The 17649-nt window shown below is 72.8% G+C and carries 18 protein-coding genes; 9 read left to right on the forward strand and 9 right to left on the reverse strand.

Annotated features, from left to right (window positions below; genetic code table 11):
• On the reverse strand, nt 1-899 hold an 899-nt coding region (locus ACSW7Y_RS03875), incomplete at its 3' end, for an aldo/keto reductase (RefSeq protein ID WP_438125023.1).
• Between the two features lie 112 nt (nt 900-1011).
• Between ACSW7Y_RS03875 and ACSW7Y_RS03880 the strand changes: the two genes are divergently transcribed.
• Together ACSW7Y_RS03880 and ACSW7Y_RS03885 are read left to right on the forward strand one after the other, a co-directional pair.
• Complete coding sequence (locus ACSW7Y_RS03880; protein ID WP_438125024.1) at nt 1012-1656, forward strand: HEAT repeat domain-containing protein; 645 nt, start codon at nt 1012-1014, stop codon at nt 1654-1656.
• A 325-nt stretch (nt 1657-1981) separates the two neighbouring features.
• Nucleotides 1982-3286: a sodium:proton exchanger gene (locus ACSW7Y_RS03885; protein ID WP_438125025.1), complete on the forward strand. Its 1305-nt coding sequence runs from the start codon at nt 1982-1984 to the stop codon at nt 3284-3286.
• A 162-nt stretch (nt 3287-3448) separates the two neighbouring features.
• On the opposite strand, the gene ACSW7Y_RS03890 is transcribed toward ACSW7Y_RS03885, so the two are convergent.
• The gene (locus tag ACSW7Y_RS03890) at nt 3449-4138 is read right to left on the reverse strand and encodes a metal-dependent transcriptional regulator (protein WP_438125026.1); all 690 of its coding nucleotides are present in this window, start codon (nt 4136-4138) and stop codon (nt 3449-3451) included.
• A 23-nt stretch (nt 4139-4161) separates the two neighbouring features.
• On the opposite strand from ACSW7Y_RS03890, the gene ACSW7Y_RS03895 reads away from it, so the two are divergent.
• The gene (locus tag ACSW7Y_RS03895; protein ID WP_438125027.1) at nt 4162-5070 is read left to right on the forward strand and encodes a CPBP family intramembrane glutamic endopeptidase; all 909 of its coding nucleotides are present in this window, start codon (nt 4162-4164) and stop codon (nt 5068-5070) included.
• 25 nt (nt 5071-5095) lie between these two features.
• Here ACSW7Y_RS03895 and ACSW7Y_RS03900 read toward each other — a convergent pair whose 3' ends face one another.
• Both ACSW7Y_RS03900 and ACSW7Y_RS03905 read right to left on the reverse strand, forming a co-directional pair.
• Nucleotides 5096-5962, reverse strand: a complete 867-nt coding sequence (locus ACSW7Y_RS03900; RefSeq protein WP_438125028.1) for a methyltransferase domain-containing protein — start codon at nt 5960-5962, stop codon at nt 5096-5098.
• A gap of 6 nt (nt 5963-5968) precedes the next feature.
• A complete protein-coding gene (locus ACSW7Y_RS03905) occupies nt 5969-6766 on the reverse strand; it encodes an HAD-IIA family hydrolase (protein WP_058725198.1) in 798 nt (265 codons plus the stop codon).
• A gap of 175 nt (nt 6767-6941) precedes the next feature.
• On the opposite strand from ACSW7Y_RS03905, the gene ACSW7Y_RS03910 reads away from it, so the two are divergent.
• Complete coding sequence (locus tag ACSW7Y_RS03910; RefSeq protein ID WP_438125029.1) at nt 6942-7655, forward strand: TetR/AcrR family transcriptional regulator; 714 nt, start codon at nt 6942-6944, stop codon at nt 7653-7655.
• A 10-nt stretch (nt 7656-7665) separates the two neighbouring features.
• Complete coding sequence (locus tag ACSW7Y_RS03915; protein ID WP_438125030.1) at nt 7666-8301, forward strand: TrmH family RNA methyltransferase; 636 nt, start codon at nt 7666-7668, stop codon at nt 8299-8301.
• Between the two features lie 28 nt (nt 8302-8329).
• Here ACSW7Y_RS03915 and ACSW7Y_RS03920 read toward each other — a convergent pair whose 3' ends face one another.
• The 3 genes from ACSW7Y_RS03920 to ACSW7Y_RS03930 form a co-directional block, all read right to left on the reverse strand.
• Nucleotides 8330-9490, reverse strand: coding sequence for a PP2C family protein-serine/threonine phosphatase (locus ACSW7Y_RS03920; RefSeq protein WP_438125031.1), 1161 nt, complete (start codon nt 9488-9490; stop codon nt 8330-8332).
• Nucleotides 9491-9615: 125 nt separating this feature from the next.
• Complete coding sequence (locus ACSW7Y_RS03925; protein ID WP_438125032.1) at nt 9616-10155, reverse strand: MarR family transcriptional regulator; 540 nt, start codon at nt 10153-10155, stop codon at nt 9616-9618.
• Nucleotides 10156-10164: 9 nt separating this feature from the next.
• On the reverse strand, nt 10165-10809 hold the full coding sequence (locus ACSW7Y_RS03930; protein ID WP_438125033.1) for a response regulator transcription factor: 645 nt from the start codon (nt 10807-10809) through the stop codon (nt 10165-10167).
• 189 nt (nt 10810-10998) lie between these two features.
• On the opposite strand from ACSW7Y_RS03930, the gene ACSW7Y_RS03935 reads away from it, so the two are divergent.
• The 4 genes from ACSW7Y_RS03935 to ACSW7Y_RS03950 are packed head-to-tail and all read left to right on the forward strand — an operon-like array spanning nt 10999 to nt 15452.
• Nucleotides 10999-11910: a bacteriorhodopsin gene (locus tag ACSW7Y_RS03935; protein ID WP_438125034.1), complete on the forward strand. Its 912-nt coding sequence runs from the start codon at nt 10999-11001 to the stop codon at nt 11908-11910.
• Nucleotides 11885-13252, forward strand: a complete 1368-nt coding sequence (locus ACSW7Y_RS03940; RefSeq protein ID WP_438125035.1) for a lycopene cyclase family protein — start codon at nt 11885-11887, stop codon at nt 13250-13252. The genes ACSW7Y_RS03935 and ACSW7Y_RS03940 overlap by 26 nt, the downstream gene beginning before the upstream one ends.
• Nucleotides 13249-14343: a Brp/Blh family beta-carotene 15,15'-dioxygenase gene (locus ACSW7Y_RS03945; protein WP_438125036.1), complete on the forward strand. Its 1095-nt coding sequence runs from the start codon at nt 13249-13251 to the stop codon at nt 14341-14343. The genes ACSW7Y_RS03940 and ACSW7Y_RS03945 overlap by 4 nt, the downstream gene beginning before the upstream one ends.
• Nucleotides 14340-15452: an AI-2E family transporter gene (locus ACSW7Y_RS03950; protein ID WP_438125037.1), complete on the forward strand. Its 1113-nt coding sequence runs from the start codon at nt 14340-14342 to the stop codon at nt 15450-15452. Before ACSW7Y_RS03945 ends, ACSW7Y_RS03950 begins: the two co-directional genes overlap by 4 nt.
• A gap of 101 nt (nt 15453-15553) precedes the next feature.
• Here ACSW7Y_RS03950 and ACSW7Y_RS03955 read toward each other — a convergent pair whose 3' ends face one another.
• Both ACSW7Y_RS03955 and ACSW7Y_RS03960 read right to left on the reverse strand, forming a co-directional pair.
• The gene (locus ACSW7Y_RS03955) at nt 15554-16576 is read right to left on the reverse strand and encodes a LacI family DNA-binding transcriptional regulator (RefSeq protein WP_438125038.1); all 1023 of its coding nucleotides are present in this window, start codon (nt 16574-16576) and stop codon (nt 15554-15556) included.
• 185 nt (nt 16577-16761) lie between these two features.
• Nucleotides 16762-17565 carry an NAD-dependent epimerase/dehydratase family protein gene (locus ACSW7Y_RS03960; protein WP_438125039.1) on the reverse strand — a complete coding sequence of 268 codons (804 nt, stop codon included), beginning with the start codon at nt 17563-17565 and terminating at the stop codon, nt 16762-16764.
• Between the last annotated feature and the right edge of the window lie 84 nt (nt 17566-17649).

Here is a 17649-nt window from a genome sequence, read left to right on the forward strand (position 1 = left end):
TCGCTGAGCTCGAGCTCCGCCGAGGCCAGCAGTGCCGGCAGCTGGTCGGTGTTCCGGGCGCTCGCGATCGGCGCGACGACGTCGGGCTGCGCCTGGAGCCAGGCGAGGGCCACGGTCGCGATCTCCACGCCGTGCCCGCTGGCGATCGTGTCGAGGGCGTCCACCACCGCGAGCCCCTCGTCCGTGAAGTAGCCCGACACCTGCCCCTCGCGGTCCGCCCCCGCGAAGTCCTCCTCCGAGCGGTACTTCCCCGTGAGGAACCCGGCGGCGAGGGCGAAGTACGGCACGACCCCGAGGTGCTCGGCGGCGGCGAGCGGCGCGATGTCCGACTCGTACGGCTCCCGGGTCACGAGGTTGTAGTGCGGCTGGATCGCGACGGGCTTCGCGAGCCCGTTGTCGGACGCGATGCGGATCCACTCCTCGGCACGCGCCCGGGAGTAGTTCGAGATCGCCGTGTAGCGGACGAGGCCCTCACGGACGAGCTGGTCGAACGCCCGGACGGTCTCCTCGAGCGGCGTGGACTCGTCGTCGAAGTGTGCGTAGTACAGGTCGATCCGGTCGGTGCCGAGCCGCTCGAGGCTGGCGCGGGCAGCCGCCGCGACGTTCGCGGCCGAGAGGCCCTGGAACTCCGGGTGCTGCGACACCTTGGTCGCGATGACGACGTCGTCGCGCTTGCCCGACGCGCGGAGCCACGACCCGATGACCCGCTCGGACTCGCCGCCGCTGTTGCCCGGCGCCCACGCGGAGTACACGTCGGCGGTGTCCACGAAGTCCCCGCCGGCGCCCGCGTACGTGTCGAGGACCCGGTGGGAGGTCTGCTCGTCGGCCGTCCAGCCGAACACGTTGCCGCCGAGGGCGAGGGGGAACACGGTGAGGTCGCTGGTACCGATGCGGGGCATGGTGGTCCTTTCGTGGTCGGAGCGCCGCGGCGACGACGACGGCCGCGACCCTCCCACGCTATGCCCGGCTCCCTGTCGCCCGACCAGAGGCTTCGCAGTGTTGCATGAGGGGATGTCCACGCTGACCGACCACCTCACCGACCCCCGCTCCTCCGTGCGCCTGGGCGCCGTGATGGCGGCCGGCACCGCGGCGGACCCGGCGGACCTCGACGTCCTCCTCGAGCAGTGCGCGGTCGACCCCGACCTGCAGGTCCGGGAAGCCCTGACGTGGTCGCTCGTCCGGCTGCCCGCGGACCTCGTCGTGCCGCGGCTCGTCGCCGAACTCGACCGCCCGGAGGCCCAGGCTCGCTCGCAGGCGCTGCACACCCTGTCGAAGATCCGCGACGGGTCCGTGTACCCCGAGGTCGCCGACCGGATCGGTGACACCGACCCCGGCGTCCGGCGGACGGCCTGGCGCGCCGCTGCCGTGCTGGTTCCCGACGAGGAGCGGCCCGCCCTGGCGCGACGCCTCGCGCTGGAGCTCGGCGAGGGCGACCGCGACCGTCGCCTGGCACTGAGTCGGGCGCTGGTGTCCGTCGGCGAGGACGTCGTCGCTCCGGTCCTCGCGGACGCGGCGGTCCGGCGCGGGGAGGCGGTGCAGGAGCACGTCGCCGAGACCGAGCGGCTGCTGCACGACCCGGACGCCGCGTCCTCGCTCGCGCTCGAGCGCGCGCGACGTGAGATGGCGCTGGGTCGCAGCAAGCGCGCCTCCGGCTGACGCGAGCGGGAGACGGCCTGGAGGCACGTGGCGGCGCCGCCCCGTGCCTCCAGGCCGTCCGCGCCAGCGCTGGGCGGGTGACGGAACCTGCGGATTCGGCGTCTCGAACACCGCGGACCGGCTTGCGTGTCGAGTGCGACACCGGCCAGGGTGGGTGTCGAAGGGGAGTAGCTCCCAGCGCGTGCATCGACACACTGACCATCACGACGATCGGTCCGGTGCACCACCCGCGGCCGTCCGGCCCGGGCGAGCGAGACCTTCGGCCGTTCCGCCGTGGCCGAGGTCCTCCCGAGGTGCTCCGCCGTGGCTCCGACCAGGAGACACCATGACCGACACCCTGTCGAACCCGACACCCCGGACCGCTTCGACGCCGACTGCGCACGCCGCACGGATGGGCCGCAGCGCGTGGGGACGCGTCGCGATCTGCGTCCTGCTCGCCCTGCCCGCCGTGGTCTTCCGCCTGACCGGCTTCGCGCCGAACCCCGTCGTCGACCTGCTGGTCTTCGGCGGCGCTGTGGTCGCGGCGTCGTTCCTGCTCGCCTGGGCCGCCGAGGCCGCGCAGAAGGACATCGCCGGTGCGCTCGCGATCGCGATCCTCGCGCTCATCGCCGTGCTGCCGGAGTACGCCGTCGACCTGTTCTACGCGTTCCGCTCGGGCTCCGACCCGGCGTTCGAGCAGTTCGCCGCCGCCAACATGACCGGGTCGAACCGGCTGCTGCTCGGCTTCGGCTGGCCGCTCGTCGTGATCATCTCGCTGCTCGTCGCGCGGCGGTCCGTGCGCGCCGGTTCGCTTCCGGCGTCCGCGACCCGGGTGCTGCAGCTGGAGCAGTCGTCGCGGCTCGACATCGGCTTCCTCGCGCTGCTCGCGGTCGTCGCGTTCCTCATCCCGCTGCTCGGCTCGATCCCGCTGTGGTTCGGGTTCGTGCTCCTCGCCGCGTTCGTCGCGTACCTCTGGCGCGCGTCGAAGGTCGCCGACGGTGACGACGACGAGGAGGAGATGGTCGGCATGGCCGGCAACATCGCCTCGATGCCGACCCGTGCCCGCCGCTGGACGATCGTCGCGCTGTTCGTCGTCGCGGCCGCGGTGATCCTGTCGTCCGCGGAGCCCTTCGCCGAGGCACTCGTGTCCTCCGGCAGCGCGCTCGGCATCGACAGCTACTTCCTCGTGCAGTGGTTGGCGCCGCTCGCGACCGAGGCGCCCGAGTTCATCGTCGCGGCGCTCTTCGCCCTGCGCGGCATGGGCGGCGCGGCCATCGGGACGCTCATCGCCTCGAAGGTGAACCAGTGGTCGCTGCTCGTCGGCTCGCTGCCGATCGCGCACGTCCTCGGCGGCGGCACCACGGGCGGGTTGCCGCTCGACGGTCGGCAGGTCGAGGAGTTCATGCTCACCGCGTCGCAGACGGTGCTCGGGGTGGCGATCATCATCGCGCTGCGGTTCCACCGGTGGTCGGCGATCGCGCTCGTGGCGCTCTTCGCCGTGCAGTTCGTGGTGACGGACACGAGCGGGCGGTGGGTGCTCAGCATCGTGCACCTCGTCGCCGCGGTCGTGGTGTTCTGGATCAACCGGCGGGAGATCGCGCCCACGCTGGCGGCGCCGTTCCGGCGGCAGTCGGCGGTCGTGCGCGGCTGACCACCGGGCGGCGGTCCGGGGCTCGGCAACCGCCCGAGGTTCCACGACTCGCCGTCGCTCGGTCGTCGAGGTTCCACGGACCCGCCTGGTAGCCGCCGAGATGCCAGAATCCTGGAACCTCGAGGGCCGGGGGAGAGCACATCGGGACAGCCGGGCCGGGCGTCAGTCGTCGTCGGGGGCGAGCCAGATGGCGGTCGCGGCCGCGGCGGGCAGGTCCACGAGCGACTCCGAGCCGTCGGGGGACCGCCGCGCGACCGCGATGACGCCCGCGTAGTCCCGCACCTGCTCGACCCGGAGGTGCGTCCCGAGTGCGACCCCGAGCTCGTCGAAGTAGCGCAGGAGCGAGGGGTCGTCGTCGGACACCCGGTCGACCGTGCCGCAGGTGCCCGGGGTGACGGTGCCGAGGAGCGCACCCGGAGAATCCGGCACCGTGCCGTCCACGCGGGGGATCGGGTCGCCGTGGGGGTCGTGCGTCGGGTGCCCGAGGTCGGCGTCGACGCGGTCGAGGAAGGTCTCGGACACCGCGTGCTCGAGCGCCTCGGCCTCGGTGTGCACCTCGTCCCAGCCGTAGCCGAGTCGCTGCACCAGGAAGGTCTCGATCAGTCGGTGGCGACGGACCATCGCCACCGCCACCTGCTGGCCGAGCGGGGTGAGGACGACGCCGTAGTACGGAGTGTGCTCGATCAGGCCGTCGCGGTCGAGCTTCCGGAGGTTGCCCGACACCGTCGATGCCGAGACCTTGAGGGCCGCCGCGATGTCCCGCGTGGCCAGACCCGCGTCGCCGCGCTCGCTCGCCTTCCAGATGAGCTTCACGTAGTCCTCGGCCATGGTGCTGAGGGAGGGAAGCCGCATGCGTCAATGGTACAAACGCAAGGGTGACGTCAGCAGCCCCGGCCCGCAGACGACGCTGGCCGGTTCCCCCCTCGCTGCTGGTCGGCGTCGCACCCCTCGTCGCGTTCGCCGCGGTCAGTGCCTGGCGAGCCCGGCCGAGCGACGACTACCCGAGCCTCGGGCAGACGGTCGACAGCGTCGTCCGGTCACTCGTCGTGCCCGAGGCGATCGCGGTCGCGGCGCTCGCCGTCGTGGTCACCGGGCTCGGCTGGTGGCGGATCGCGACCGTCGACCCGACCCGCACGCCCCTGCGGTGGACGATGATCGCGCCGCTCGGGATCCTGCTCGTGTGCCTGGTGCGGTTGCCGCTGGTCGACTGGGGTGCGCTGCCCGTGCGGTACTTCCTGCTGCTCACGGTCGGGGTGCTGTTCGTCGGCGTGTTCGAGGAGCTCATGACCCGAGGGGTCCTGCTCGTCGGGCTCCGTCGACGCCTGCCCGAGTTCGGGGTCTGGGCGGTGTCGTGCGTCCTGTTCGGGCTGCTGCACCTGCTGAACATCCTCGCCGGTGCGCAGGTCGGGGCCACGGTGCTGCAGGTCGTGTTCGCAGCGTCGTTCGGTTCGACGCTGTACGTCGCACGACGGCTGACCGGGACCCTGCTCGCGCCCGTGCTGCTGCACGCGTTCTGGGACTTCGGGTCGATCGGCTACTCGGCCACGGCGGACCCGTCCGACCGTTCGACGCTCGTGACCGCCGGGCTGATCGGGCTGTTCTCGTTCGGGCTGCTCGCGTTCGGGATCGTCGCGGGTGGCATGGTCGCGTGGCGGGACGACCGCCCGCGACGGCTGCGGCGACGGTGGGCGGGCGTGCCCCCGATGGCGGCGTACGCCGTGCGCGGGGACGAGCCGCGCCTCCCGGGATACCGGACGGAGGCGGCGCCTCGAACGGTGCCGTGACCGACGCAGACGACACCACGGCGCCTCAGGGCTTGCGACCCACCGCGAACACCCGACGGAACGGGTAGACCGTGCCGTGCGGACCTGCCGGGTACGCCGTCCGCAGGGCAGCTGCGTACCGCTCGGTGAACGCCTCCGTCAGACCGCCTGACGGATCGGCGGCATCGAGTGCGGCGACGGCCGGCCGGAGACCCGTGCCACGGACCCACGCGAGCACCGGGTCGTCGCCGGACAGCAGCTGCGCGTAGGTCGTCTCCCACGCCCGCGCCTCGAGGCCGGCGTCGAGCATGAGCCCGAGGTAGCCCGCCGGGTCGAGGACCGGGTCAGCGCGCAGCACGCCGTCGAGTGCGGATGACCACGGGCCCTCGGCCGCGACCGACCGCATGAGCGCGTGCGACGGTGAACCGAAGTTGCCCGGGACCTGCATCGCGAACCAGGCACCCCGCGGCAGCGCGGCGAACCAGCGCGGGAGCAGGTCGACGTGCGAGGGCACCCACTGGAGTGCGGCGTTCGTCACGACGACGTCGTCCGTCGGGCCCGGCGTCCAGTCCTCGATCGCGCCGAGCTCGAAGGACAGCCCGGGGACGTCGGACGGCGCCGCGGCCAACATGTCCGCGGAGCTGTCGATGCCGACCACCTCCGCGCCGGGCCAACGCTCCGCGAGGGTGGCGGTGAGGGTCCCCGGGCCGCAACCGAGGTCGACGACGCGACCGGGTGCCTCTCCCCGCGCGCTCGGCCTGCGCGTCGCTCCGCAAGCTCCGCGACGATCAAGAACCGGCGCGTGGGGGCCCAGGTCGTCACCCGCGGGCCACGCGACCTGCGCGACCAGGTCGTGGAACGGGCGCGCGCGGTCGTCCGCGAACGCGGCGTAACGGTCCGGGTCCCAGCGCACGCCGTGCTACATCTCGACTTCGAACGGCTCGGTGCGCACGAGCTCGTGCACCCCGGAGATGACCTCGCTCGGGCGGAACGGGTACTTCTCGATCTCGGCCTGGTCGCTGATGCCGGTCATCACCAGCACCGTGTGGAGTCCGGCCTCGATGCCGGCCTGGACGTCCGTGTCCATGCGGTCGCCGATCATGCCGGTGTTCTCCGAGTGGGCCCCGATGCGGTTCATCGCCGATCGGAACATCATCGGGTTCGGCTTGCCGACGACGTACGGCTGCTTGCCGGTGGCCTTCTCGATCATCGCGGCGATGGCGCCCGTCGCCGGCAGCACGCCCTCCGCGCTCGGGCCCGTCGCGTCCGGGTTCGTGACGATGAAGCGTGCACCGTCGCGGATGAGCCGCACGGCCTTCGTGATCGCCTCGAACGAGTAGTTGCGGGTCTCGCCGACGACCACGTAGTCCGGGGCGGTCTCGGTCATGATGAACCCGGCCTCGTGCAGCGCGGTGGTCATGCCGGCCTCACCGATCACGAACGCGGAGCCGCCCGGCATCTGGGACCGGCAGAAGTCGGCGGTCGCGAGCGCGCTCGTCCAGATGCGCTCCTCGGGCACGTGCAGGCCCGAGCCGCGGAGCCGGGCGCTCAGGTCGCGCGGCGTGAAGATCGAGTTGTTCGTCAGCACCAGGAACTCGGTGCCCTCGTCGAGCCACTGCTGGATGAGTTCCGGGGCTCCCGGGAGGGCCTGGTTCTCGTGCACCAGCACGCCGTCCATGTCCGTCAGCCAGCACTCGACCTCGTCGCGGGTTGCCATGGCCCTCACTGTAGTGCGCACGCACGGTCGCGCCCGGCGCGTGCCGGGAGCAGGCCGGGAGGCTCGGATCGGCCCTTGCGCGTCGGCGTCGGTTCCCGGGATGGTCGAGACACCGACCACCGTTCGGCTTTGCCGTAGGGTTTTCGGTACACGTACTGGAACAAGGAGACCCGCCGTGCTCGTCGACCCCGTCGCCCACACCGCCACGCCCCGACCCGCTGCCGAGACCGCTGCTGCCGCTGCGGCTGTCGGTGACGCCGGGGCGGCGCCGCGACGACGACGTGGTCGCCCGAACGTGCTCTCGCGTCAGCAGGTGATCGACGCGGCGACGCGTATCGCCAACGAGGAGGGACTCGACCGGCTGTCCTTCCGCTCCCTCGGGGCGGCGCTCGGCGTGGCACCGATGACCGTGCACCGGACGATCGGCGGTCTCGACGACCTGCACGCCGAGCTCGTGCGGCGCACCGTCGACGAGTTCGCGTCGACGTTCGTGTGGCCGTCGGACTGGCGCGAGGTCGTCCGGGTCTTCGCCTGCACCTTCCGCGACCTCATGACGACGCACCCGCTCGTCCTCGAGTCGCACAGCCAGCACGCACCGCTCGCCTCGACCGAGTCGGACGGCGTCGTCCGGACCGTCGTCTCGGCGCTCCAGGAGGCAGGTCTGCCCGACCGTGAGGCGATGTACGCGTTCTTCGTGGTCTACGACTTCGTGGTCGGGCACGTCGGCGTCCTCGTCGGCCGGGGCTCGTCCGAGGCCGGCCGGCCGGAGCGGCACGCGCTCGTGGGGGAGATCCTCGGGACGCACTCGTACGACGACCGGTTCACGCTCGGTGTCGACCTCCTGCTCGCCGGCATCGAGGCGCGGGTCGCAGCGTCACGCGCGTCCTAGTCTGGAGGGCGTGACCGCCGCCCAGCCCGAGCCCTCCCACGAGCGCACGACCAACGGCGTCGGCCCGCACCCCGAGCCGTGGCCGGACGACCCCCGGCTCGACCCCGAACTCCTCGCGCACGGCGACCCCCGCAACGTCGTCGACCGCTTCCGGTACTGGTCGATGGAGGCGATCGTCGCCGACCTCGACACCCGCCGCCACGCCTTCGACGTCGCGATCGAGAACTGGCAGCACGACCTCAACATCGGGTCGATCGTGCGGAGCGCCAACGCGTTCCTCGCCGGCACCGTCCACATCATCGGGCGACGCCGGTGGAACAAGCGCGGCGCCATGGTCACCGACCGCTACCAGCACGTCCGGTACCACCCGGACGTCGCGGCGTTCCTCGACGCCATGCACGCCGAGGGGCGGCCCGTCGTCGCGATCGACAACACCGACGGTGCCGCGCGCATCGAGACCGCGGCGATCCCGGAGCGCTGTGTGTTCCTCTTCGGGCAGGAGGGGCCCGGGCTGACCGACGAGGCCGTGGCCGGGGCGGACGCGCACCTCGAGATCACCCAGTACGGGTCGACCCGGAGCATCAACGCCTCGGCGGCCGCCGCGATCGTCATGCACAGCTGGATCGTGCAGCACGCCGCGGACTGACGGCGCGCGCCGGGGTCGTGGCCCGCGCTCAGGCGTCGCGCGTCAGCAGCACCACGGTCACGTCGTCCTCGGCGCGCTCGGCTGCCCGCAGACGGACGGTCTCGAGGAACGCGTGGTGGTCGCGCGTGCGCTCGAACGTCCGCGTGAGCTCGGACAGCGTGTCGATCGTGCCGTCGCCGAGGTCGAGCGCGCCGTCGCTCGCCACGAGGAGCGCGTCCCCGGGGGCCAGCGTGACCGAGGTCACCGACCGCGCAGTACCGACCGGGTGCAGGCCGAGCGGCAGGTCGTGCGAGCGCAACAACCGGTGGTGTCCGTCCGCACCGAGGTGCACCACGAGCCCGTGCCCGGCGTCGACCGCCTCGACCGCACCCGTGCCGACGGCGACCCGGGCGTGGAACAGGGTGGCGAACGCGCTCGCGGCGACGAGGTCCTCCGCGACCGCCGGCTCGACGGCCTGCACGGCGTCCTCGGGTGCGCGGACGCGGTGCTGACGGAGCGCCGAACGGATGCCGGCGGCGAGGATCGCCGCGGGCTGCTCCTTGCCCATCACGTCGGCGAGCGTCACGGTGAGGTGCTGCCCGTCGGTCGACCAGTCGTGCAGGTCGCCGCTCGTGTCGCCGTAGGGCACCGAGACGGCGGAGACGTGCAGGTCGCCGACTCCGAGCGGCGCGGGCGTCAGCGCGGCCACGACGTCCTGCAGCCGGTCGTGGTGGAGCCCCTGGCCGAGCGCGCGCTCCGCCCAGCGGCCGAAGTCGATGAGGGCGGCCTCGTCGGCGAGCGAGAAGTCCCGGGGCCGCGTGTCCATGAGGCAGAGCGTCCCGACGGGGACCCCGCCCGGCATCGTCAGCGGGACGCCGGCGTAGAAGCGGATGCCGCGGTTCGTCACCCCGGGGAGCCCGGCCGTCCGTGGGTCGGCGGTCGTGTCGCAGATGACCGTCGGCTCGACCTGCCGGATCGTCAGCTGGCAGAACGACCACCCGATCGGCCCGGACACGATCTCGTCCGGGACGTTCGGCGTCAACGTGTGCAGCAGGTCGTCGTCGAGGACGTTGACGTAGGCCAGCGGGACGTCGAAGACCTCGCGGGCGACGCGGACGATCCGTTCGAACCGCTCGGACGGTGCCGCCCCGACGACGTCGAGCGCTGCCACGAGTGCGGCGCGCGCCGAGCTGGAGCCGGTCTCGTCCATCCGCGTCCTCCTGGTCCGTCCCCGGTCGGGCATCGGGGACGTCGCGTGGTGAACCGCGCCGTCGCACCGTGACCGGGCAGGATCACCGTACCCGTCGTCGACCCCGGGCGACCCTGGGCGGCCCGTCAGCCGGACAACGGAGGTGCGTCGCGCCTCCCGGCCGGGTCGGACGTCCCCACGTCCTCCGCCGCGACGGCCAGGAGGAGCCGGGCGTCGATGGACGGTGCCGGCCCGCGCGAGCCGGCGAAGGCGACCGCGGCCTGCCGGACGGCTGAGCGCTCCTCGTCCGTCATCGTCCGCAACACCCCGCGGAACGCCGTGCGCCGCCGGTCGAACACCTCCGTGACGAGCTCGGCCGCCGACGCGGTCGCGGCGACCTCGACCTCGCGGCCGATCGGCCGTCGCTCGACGAAGCCGTCGCGCACGAGCCGGTCCACCATGCGGGTGATGCCGGACGGGAGGAGTCCGAGCTCCTGCGCCAGGTCGCCAGCGCGCATGGGCCCGGAGGTCACCAGGAGCACCAGGATCCGGTACTGCTGCAGGGTGACGCGTTCCAGCGCCGGGGCGAGCGACCGGATCACCAGGCCGAGGCCCACCACCGACGCCTCGAGGAGGGCGTCGGACTCCGTCGGTGCTCCGTCGGGCGTGCGCGCATCGACCACCATGCCCGCAGCCTACGTGCCGCTGTCGACCGAGCGGTGGTCCGGGCGGAAGCCGTTGCTCGTGCCCCACAAGACCGCGTCGACCCGGTTCCCGGCACCGATCTTGCTGTAGAGCGTGCGGATGTGCGTCTTGACCGTGTTCGGGCTGAGGTGGGTCAGCTCGGCGATCTCGAGGTTGCTCTTGCCCTGGGTGATGAGTGCCAGGATCTCGGACTGCCGATCGGAGATGCCGTGCCTCCGGCCCGGCCAGTCGACACCCGGTCCGCTCGGGACACGGCGCCGCGGAGCGCCGACGACCCGCTCGCCGCTGGCCACGGCGACGAGCGCGGACGCGAGTTCACCACCGGACATGCTCTTCGGGAAGTACCCGGTCGCGCCACGTCGCACCGCTGCGTCGATGAGGTCGCGGTCCATCTTCCAGGTGAACACGGCGACCGTGCGGATGCGGGGGTTGGCGGCCAGGCGCGACACGTCCTCGTCGTCCGGCCGGGGCTGCGCGAAGGTGTCGTAGAGCGCGACGTCGACCGCGACGTCGACCCGGTGGCCCGCGTCGAGCTGGACCACCTCGATCCGTTCCGAGAACGGCGCGAGCATGTCGGCCAGCCCGCGGAGGACCAGTTCGTAGTCGTTGACCAGCGCGACCCGGATGCGTCCCATGCGACTCCTCTCAGCGACCACCCCCAGGGGTGAGACGTCCGTTCCTCGCGGCGCGTTCCGTCGAACCCAGACGCTACGTCGGGAGCCCGTACCCCGTTCGCAGCGCTGCCTGGAAGCACTGACTGTTGTCCAGGAGCAAGTTTCTCGACGAGGCGCACGGTGCGGCTCGTCACACCGGAAGGACACCCCATGCCAGATGCGCTCGCTCCGTGGAACGCGACCCTCACGCTCGCGGAGCACTCGATCATCGTCTACGCACTCTCCGTCGCCGGACTCGCGCTCTTCGCGTTCTTCGTGAAGTCGTGGGTCTCGACGAACGAGGTCACCGGCCGTTACCGCAGCGGTGTGTACGCCGGCATGTGCATCACCGGGATCGCGTTCCTGTCCTACGTCCTCCTGGTGCTCGAGTTCGCGATCGGGTACGACCGCAAGGGCGGATCGTGGGTCCCGAACGCGAACGCGGTCCTGTCGTGGGCGCCTCGGTACTTCGACTGGACCGTCACCGTCCCGCTGCTCGTGATCGAGCTCATCGCCGTCGCGACGCTCGCCGGCGCTGCCGCGCGACGCCTCCGAGCGGTCGGCATCGCCGCCGCGTTCCTGATGATCAGCACCGGCTTCATCGGTGGCGTCGTCATCGACTCCGGCACCTCGATGCCCGCGCTCTGGACCTGGGGCATCATCTCCGGCGTCTTCATGGTGATCCTGTACTTCCTGGTGATCTACGTCGTCGTCAAGGGCGGCCGTGACCTCAAGGGGACCGAAGCCGCGGGGACGCTCCGCAACGCCGGGATCCTGCTCATCGTCACGTGGATGGCCTACCCGATCGTCTTCGGCCTGCAGGGCTGGGGTCACGGCGGCGCCGTCATCACCTGGATGCAGGTGATCCTCTCCGCCGCTGACATCGTGGCGAAGGTCGGCTACGGCGCCATGATCCACAAGATCGCCAAGCTCCGCTCCGCCGAGGACGTCCGCGCCGGGGTCGACACGCTCCCGGAGGCGGTGTGGATCTCGTCCGAGAAGCTCTCCGACGGCACCCTGCCCGCCGTCGTGGGTGTCTCGCCGTCCGAGGCCGCGCGTGGTGCGCAGCGTGGTCGCCGCTGACCTGACGATCGCGACCACCGCCGAGGCCGGTGCGCAACGCGCTCCGGCCTCGGCGACTGCCGGGCAGCGTCTCCCGGAACAGGTCGACGTCGCGATCGTCGGGGGCGGGTGCTCGGGGACCGCCACCGCGGTACGGCTCGCGACCCTCGCCGGGAGGCGGGACGTGCTCGTCCTCGAGGGACGCTCGGACGACGACCCGCGGTCGTGGTGCTCGTGGGACGACGGGACCGACCCGTTGCCGGAGGCGCGGTCCGCCTCGTGGGACCGGTGGGAGGTGCGGACCGACCACGGCGTGAGCACGGGGACCGACCCGCGCCACCCGTACGTGCTCGTCCGCGCGGCCGACCGTCGCGCTGCCGCCGGGGCGCGGCTCGGCGCCGACGGCCCCGTCAGGATCGTCCGCGGAGCGGTGGTCTCCGCCGTGTCGCAGCTCGGGTCCGCCCAGAGCGTGCTCGTCCGGTCCACCGTGGGGTCGGTCCGGGCGGGGACCGTGCTCGACGCGCGTGGTCCGCGCTGCCCGGGACACGTCGCACCGGGACGTGTCCTGCTCCACCAGCGGTTCGTCGGGCAGTGGATCCGCACCGAGTCGCCGGTGTTCGACCCGAGCGCCGCCACGGTGATGGACTTCGTGGGGCAGCACCAGGACGGACGCGTGGCCTTCGTCTACGTCCTCCCGGTCAGCGCGACGTCCGCGCTCGTCGAGAGCACGGTCTTCACCCCGGACGAGGCGGACCCGTTCGACCACCGGGCGGCGATCGCCGAGTACGTCCGAGGACGGTGGGGACTCGACGCGGACGCCTGGACGCTCGTCGAGGAGGAGTCGGGCTGCATCCCGATGACGGACGCCCCGCCGGCGAGCCTGACGGCCCCCGCCCTGCCGGGAGCGTCCCCGGGCACCACGGCGGCCGTCGTCGGCACCACCCGCCCGAGCAGCGGGTACGGGTTCGCCCGGAGCAACCGCCACAGCGCGACGATCGCCCACGCCCTCGCCGCCGGGACCGCGGTCCCGCGACTCCGCGACCGCGGCCGCACCGTGTTCCTCGACGCCGTGTTCCTCCGGTTCCTCCGCGACCGCCCGGACGGCGCGCCGGAGGCGTTCCGCCGACTGTTCGCGTTGCCCGGTCCGCTCGTGGTCCGGTTCCTCAGCGATCGGTCGAGCGTCCTCGACGACCTGCGGATCGTGTTCGCCCTGCCGAAGCGTCCGTTCCTCGCGGCGCTCGCGGTGACGCTCGTCGAGCGCCGCCCCCGGTTCCACCCCGCCCGCCTCCGTCGTCCCCGCTTCCGTCTCCACCCGCGTCGTGGCACACCGGCTCGGCACCCGCACCAGGGGGCGTCGTCGTGACCGCCGTGGTGCGCCCGGCCGCCGTGACGGCCACGCCGCAGCCGAGCACGGCACCGCTGGGCACGACCCCGCCGGCGCTCCGGTCGTGGATCGCCGACCGTGTCCTGGCGCCCGTCACCGTCCTGCTCGGGCTGGTGACCCTCGCCTGCGCGACGGTGCGGATCGCGGGAGCGCACGTCCCGATGCCGGTCCAGCTCGTGCCGTTCGCGGTCAGCATCCTGGTCTTCGGGCTCCCGCACGGCGCACTCGACCACCTCGTCCCGGCGCGCCTGCGTCCGGGGACCAGCACGTTCCGCTCGGTGTCGGTCGTCGTGGCCCTCTACCTCGTCGTCGGCTCGGCGACCGCGTTCCTCTGGGCCGTCGCACCGCTCGCGGGTTTCGCCGCCTTCATCGCGATCACCTGGTTCCACTGGGGTCAGGGGGACCTCTTCGTCGACCGGCTGCTCGGCGACGGACTGCCCTCGCGGTGGGGAGCCGTGCTGACGGTCGCCGTGCGCGGTGCGCTCCCGATGGTGGTCCCGTTCGCCGCACAACCCGTCGAGGCGCTCCGGGTGGTGACCGGGACGGCGGCGTCGCTCCGTGGGGGGACCCCCGACGACGGCACCGTCCCGACACCGGTCCGCGCCGTCGCGGCGGCACTCGTCGTCGTCCTGGTCGTCGTGCACCTCGTCGCGCTCCGGCGTTCCGGCACCCCCCTCGCGCGACAGGCTGCGGAGGACGTGGTGCTCCTCGCCGTGTTCGCAGTGGTGCCACCGGTCCTCGCCGTCGGGCTGTACTTCACCCTGTGGCACGCCGTGCGGCACATCGTCCGTCTCGAACTGACGGATCCGCGCGTGACCGGCGAACTCCACCGTGGCCGACTGCTCGCGCCGTTCCTCCGCTTCACGCGACAGGCCTGGCCCGTCACCGCGATCGCCGTGGCGGTGCTCGTCGCGCTCGCCGTCGTCCTGCGCCGCGCCGACCTCGGCGTGTACCTCGCGCTGATCGCGGCACTCACCACACCGCACACCGTCGTCGTCACCTGGATGGACCACCGGCAACGGACCTGGCGGCAGACGACTCCGACCTCGACCGAGACGAGCCCACCGTGATCCCTTCGCCGACTGCCCAGCCGTCCCACCGGCCCTCCGCGCTCCGGACCGGGGCGGTGTTCGCCGGACGGCTCCTCGTCGTCGCGGCCGCCGTCCTGTTCGTCGGGTGGATCGCGGTCACCCTCGCGAACGTCGTCGTGCCGTTGCTCATCGGCGTCGTCGTCGCCGCCCTGCTCGTGCCCCTGAGCAGTCTCCTGCAGCGCCACGGCGTGCCGAAGTGGCTCGCGATCGTCGCCGCCCTGTCGTCGGTCGTGGTGGGCGTGGCGCTGTTGGTCTTCCTCGTGGTCTGGCGGGTCAGCGACCAGCTCCCGGGTCTCGAGACCCGCAGCGTGGCGCTCATCGGGAGCGTGCAGGACCTGCTGCGGCACCCACCGCTCGGTCTCCCCGCCGTCGACCTCGACACCCTGTCGACCGACGCCCGGGACTTCATCGCCCAGCACTCCGCCGAGCTCCGGGAGGGGATCGTCGTCGCCGGGGCCACACTCGTCCACCTCGGCGAGGGCGTCTTCATCGTGACGTTCACCACGATCTTCGCGCTGACCGGCGGCCGCCGGATGTGGGAGTGGGTCGTGTCACTCTTCCCGCGTGACGCGCAGCACCGCCTCAGCGTGGCGGGTGAGGCCGGGTGGTCGACCCTCACCCACTTCATCCGCGTGCAGGTCGTGATCGCGGCGACGGACGCGGTCGGCATCGCCCTCGGGGCGTTCTTCCTGGGTGTGCCCCTCGCAGGTCCGATCGGCGTCGTCGTGTTCATCGGGGCGTTCATCCCGGTGGTCGGGGCCTTCGCCGCCGGTGCCGTGGCGGTCCTGCTCGCACTCGTCTTCAAGGGGTGGGTCGTGGCGCTCGTCATGCTCGGTGTCGTCGTCCTCGTGCAGCAGCTCGAGGGGCAGGTGCTGCACCCGTTCCTCACCGGATCCGTCGTCGCGGTGCACCCGCTCGCGGTGCTGCTCGCGGTGATCGCGGGCACGACCATCGGTGGGATCGCGGGAGGGTTCTTCGCGGTGCCGCTCGCCGCGACCGCGAACTCGATGATCCGTGCTGCACGCCAGGACGACCCGGACGTGCCCGTCACGCTGGCGATCCCGCGGTCGGCCGAGCCGTCGGCGTGACGGATCCCGTCGGTGGGGCCGGACCCGGCCCTCCCACCCAGCTGACCCACGCCCGAGCCGCAGCGACGACGTGCTGACGCACCGCTGGGCGCGTCGCAGCGTCAGCGCCGGGCGGTGGTCCGCCGCGCGACGAGTCGTGGCTCGACGAGGATCTCCTGCGCGGGTGCGTCCGGTGCCGCGATCCTGGCGAGGAGTCGCTCACCAGCACCCCGGCCGATCTCGACGCTCCGGTCGTCGATGCTCGTCAGGCCCACGTACCGGGTGGCGGCGACCGGGGTGTCGTCGTACCCGATGACCGAGACGTCCTCAGGGACCCGCAGGCCACGCTCGGCGAGGCCCGAGAGTGCGCCGAGCGCCATCACGTCGTTCGCGGCGAAGACCGCCGTGACGTCGGGGTGCTCGTCGAACAGGACCCCGACGGCACGCACGCCGGCGTCCTCGGTGGGCTCGCCGGGGAGGACCGCACTGACGACGGAGGCGCCGGACCCTGCGGAGGCGACCCGTGCCTCCAGGCCGGTCCGTCGTTCCTCGGAGGCGGCGGAACGCGCGCCGACGAAGCCGATGCGCGTGTGCCCGAGGCCGAGCAGGTGGTCGGCGGCGATCGCACCGCCGGTACGGTCGTCGTTCGCGACCGTGTCGGCGCGGGGGATCGTGACCCGGCCGCCCGCGATGACGAGCGGCATCGACGCGGGGACCGCCAGGTCCGTGTCGGGCTCGCCGGCGATGACGATGCCCTCGACGCGCATGGAGAGGAACCCCTCGACGGGTGAGGCGTCGAGTCCGGTGTTGAGGAACCGGTCCGCGACGACGAGTCGGTGCCCCTGGTCCTGCAGCGACTCGCGGAGACCGGTGAGGAGGTCCACGAACCACTGGTTCCGGAAGTCGTCGAGCACCACGCCGATCGTGCGGGAGCGCGTGCCCGCGAGGGCGACTGCCGCGGTCGAGGGACGGTAGTCGAGCTCCTGGATGGCCTGCAGCACGGCCGAACGGCGCTGGTCGCTCACCCGGGGGGAGCGTTGCAGGACGAGCGAGACGAGCGACTTGGAGACGCCGGCGCGGGCCGCGACGTCGTAGATGGTCGCCGGCTTGCCGCCGGCTGGCTTGCCGTCGCCCATGATCGGCATCGACCTCCTGGTGTCCTCGTCGATCCTAGCGGCCCGCATCTTGGTGCTGTTGACGTGACATGGCATGGCATGGCATGGCACGTCCGTCCTCGAGGCGGGTCCTCGGACTGGAGCCACGGTGCGGGTCCGCTCCGGTACTCCGGCCCGGTGGTCGGTGCGCTCCACGACGCGACTCCGGATGGCGATCAGTTCGACCGGCGACCGAGCGGGAGGTCCGCCATGCCCCCGCCGAGGAAGCGGATGTCCTCGTCCGGCAGGGCCGCACGCTCGTCCGCACCGAGCACGGCCGACGCGTCGTCCACGGGGTGGTAGCCGATCGCCTCGCCGGCGGAGAGGTCGGCGGGTGACCCGGTGTTGCGCGAGACGGCCCAGACGACGTGGTGGCCCGGCTCCCGGAGTCCGACGGTCGCCTGCACGAGCCGGGCGAGGTCGTCCGGGGAACTCCACATGAGCAGGGCTCGTCGGCTGCTCGGGCGCTCGCCGAAGGCGCCGATGCGGGCGGAGACGACCGACATGTCGGACCGGTCGGCGAACAGGCTGCCGAGGAGCTCCATCGCGGCCTTGGTGAAGCCGTAGTAGAGGTCGGGTCGCGGGAGCCGGTCGCCCGGGACGCTCTCCGGCACGGCCTCTCGCTCGGGGACCCGGCCGACCGCGTGGATCGAGCTGGCCTGCACGACGCGCCGGACCCCGGCCGCTGCGGCGGCCTCGAACAGGTTCTTGGTGCCCGTGACGTTCGCCGTGACGAGGGTGTCCCACTCGTCCTCGGTCGGGATGCCGGCCAGGTGCACGACGGTGTCGACGCCCGGGAGTGCGGCCTCGAGCGCGGCGCGGTCGTTCACGTCCCCCTCGACGAAGCGCTCGCGCTCCCCGACCGGCGGGTCCGGACGGCGGGTGTCGAGCAGGACGAGGTCGTGTCCTGCGGCCGTGAGCCTCGGGCGGAGCGCCGTCCCGATGCGTCCGGCCGCCCCGGTGATGAGCAGCGTCGCCATGCGCGCGACGGTACGCGGGGTGGGTGTGTCCCGGTGCGGGTGTCGCGCGCGGGTGCGAGCGTCGCGCGCAGGTGCGGGTGTCGT

Source organism: Curtobacterium flaccumfaciens, assembly GCF_051548005.1.
Classification (GTDB): Bacteria; Actinomycetota; Actinomycetes; order Actinomycetales; family Microbacteriaceae; genus Curtobacterium.